At 57.5% G+C, this 1244-nt stretch carries 1 protein-coding gene; it reads left to right on the top strand.

All coding sequences use genetic code 11. From position 1 onward, the window contains the following. Window positions 1-1244: IS4-like element ISPpu8 family transposase (locus ACF8O8_RS19885; RefSeq protein WP_392510310.1), on the top strand; the 1244-nt coding region annotated here is incomplete at both ends.

The following is a 1244-nucleotide window of genomic DNA, read 5'->3' as shown; positions in this document are numbered from 1 at the left end:
GATCAGGTTTTCGAGGAGCACCGCCAACGGCAGTATTCTCGCGAGCTGCTGTTCTCGACCATTATCAAGTTGATGTCGCTTGTTTCATTGGGCTTGAAGCCATCGCTGCATGCTGCGGCAAGACAACTGGACGACCTTCCCGTCAGCCTGGCAGCTCTGTACGACAAGATCAGTCGAACCGAACCTGCCCTGTTGCGTGCTCTGGTGACAGGCTGCGCGCAGCGCTTGGCGCCGACAATCCATGAGTTGGGCTGCTCAGCCATGCTTCCTGATTGGCAAGTTCGGGTGGTCGATGGCAGCCACTTGGCCTCTACCGAAAAGCGTCTTGGCGCGTTGCGCCAAGAGCGCGGAGCGGCTCGCCCCGGGTTTTCGGTGGTGGTTTACGACCCCGACCTGGATCAGGTAATTGACCTCCAGCCGTGCGAGGACGCCTACGCAAGCGAACGAGTTTGTGTTTTGCCGTTGCTGGCTGAAGCAAAGACCAATCAGGTTTGGATCGCTGACCGTCTCTACTGCACGCTGCCTGTAATGGAGGCGTGCGAACAGGTGAAGACATCATTTGTCATTCGCCAGCAGGCCAAGCATCCACGCTTGATCCAGGAAGGTGAGTGGCAAGCACCGATGCCCGTCGCCACAGGCACTGTGCGCGAGCAATCCATCGAAGTAAAAGGCGGGCACCGCTGGCGACGTGTCGAGTTAACGCTTCATTCACCAAACGACTCAGGTGATAACAGCTTGATGTTCTGGAGCAACCTGCCCGAGAGCATCAGTGCGCAACAGATCGCAGACTTCTATCGGCGCCGCTGGAGCATTGAAGGGATGTTCCAGCGGTTGGAAGCAATTCTGGAAAGTGAAATTGAAACCCTCGGCAGTCCGCGAGCCGCCTTGCTTGGATTCACCACTGCCGTGCTGGCATACAACGTTCTGGCCTTGCTCAAGCGAAGTGTTGAACAGGCTCACCGCGATGCCTTGCCCGAGAATTGGGAAGCCTCGATCTATCACTTGGCGGTGCAGATCAGAGGGGGTTACGAAGGCATGCAGATTGCCCTGCCATCCGAGTACATGCCCGTTGTTCCGATGGAAAACCTGGCTCAGCGCCTGCTGGAGCTGGCCAGAAACATCCAGCCCAGACAGGTTGCGAAAAGCCCACGAGGCCCCAAGGTGCTCAAAGCGAAGGCCTGGGTGCAAGGGACGGCTGTACATGCTCATGTTTCGACGGATCGGGTCATCAAAGCCGCCAAAAC

Source organism: Pseudomonas sp. TYF_14 (genome assembly GCF_043105275.1).
Taxonomy (GTDB): Bacteria; Pseudomonadota; Gammaproteobacteria; order Pseudomonadales; family Pseudomonadaceae; genus Aquipseudomonas; species Aquipseudomonas alloputida.
The sequence above is the reverse complement of the archived record's forward strand: the minus strand, read 5'-3'. Positions and strand labels throughout refer to the sequence as shown.